This window comes from Waterburya sp. (assembly GCF_058530065.1).
Window position 1 is genome coordinate 1 of the sequence record NZ_JBZNBU010000383.1, and the last position, 1440, is coordinate 1440.

Genomic DNA, 1440 nt, shown 5'->3' on the forward strand with positions numbered 1-1440 from the left:
ATAGAGATTGGCAGCCAGAAGATTTGGTTGCTTATGCTTTTGGCAAACCTCTTTTCTCAGGAGGACGTTCTAGTGAGGAATGGACATATACTAATACGGGTAATATAATTGCTGGTTTAATTGCTGAGGAAGCGATGCGACCCCGCGTCGACGACAGGCGCAAGGGAACGCGCATCGAAACTGGTAAATCTTTTGAGGAAATTTTAGTCGAAGAAATCCTCTCACCATTAGGACTCAATAATACTTTTTTCACTACTGAAGATGTAAGTCTAGAAAAGCGTGCCAGAGGTTATGAAGATGTTTTTACCGCCGATGGCAGTCTAGGACAAGATGGCATCTTAGAAGACTACAGTATTATTAACACAGAAATTGCTTACGGTGCTGGTTCGATAGTTTCTAGTGCCGAAGATGTAGCCAGATTTTTCGACTCTCTAGCTTCGGGAGATTTATTATCCCCAGAATCTACCGCTGAGATATTTGACTATGTCGAGACGGGCTTTGAGCGAGGCAGCACTGAATTTCGATTGGCTCAATTTGGTCTTGGGGTATATCCTACTAAATTGCCTTGGGGCGAGACCAGAAGTATGTCTGGTGGACTTCCTGGATATCAATCTCAGGTAAATTATTTTCAAAATAGCGATACGACCATTTCGGTTTTGGTAAATCAAAACCAATTTGGTAGAGAAGATTTACTTGTTCAAGCTTATAAAGCGTCCATTGCCAATACTTTAGGGCTTAATAATGGTTCGGTAATTAATGGGACTGAAGGTGATGACTATAAACTGGGGACATGCAACAATGTTGCGATCGATGGCAATGATGGTAACGATATTATTCTCGGCAACAAAGGTCTAGATGCTCTTGACGGAGGTGTGGGTAATGATTTTCTAGACGGTGGCAAAGGTGATGATTATTTGTTTGGCAAAGAAGGAAACGATATTCTTTCTGGCGATCGAGATAATGACTTTCTCAATGGAGGTGTAGGGGATGATTTATTAGAAGGTGGCAAAGGCAGAGATTCGGTGATTGGTGGTGATGGTCAAGATACTATAGAAGGTGGCAAAGATAACGATATTCTCTCTGGTGGTGCAGGACACGATTTAGTGCGAGACACCCAAGGTAATAATTCTTTCTTTGGCAACGATGGTGATGATTTGTTATTTGCAGGTTCGGGGGATGATGTTCTTTTTGGGGATGCAGGTAGCGATCGCCTGATAGCTAATGCAGGGAATGACCAACTTTTTGGCGGTAGCGAAGACGATTATCTCAATGGGGGTAAAGGAAATGATACCTTATTTGGTGGAGAAGGTAATGATACTTTAACTGGTTTATCTGGCAGTAATAGTTTAACGGGTGGTGAGGGGAGCGATCGCTTTACACTCTCTTTAGATGGAACAGCTATTATTACCGACTTGACTCAAGGTGAGGACTTCTTGAAAT

1 protein-coding gene is annotated in these 1440 nt (G+C 42.4%); it reads left to right on the forward strand.

The annotated features are described in order from the left end of the window. Positions 1-1440: serine hydrolase (locus AC33VI_RS22555; RefSeq protein ID WP_491784511.1), on the forward strand; the 1440-nt coding region annotated here is incomplete at both ends.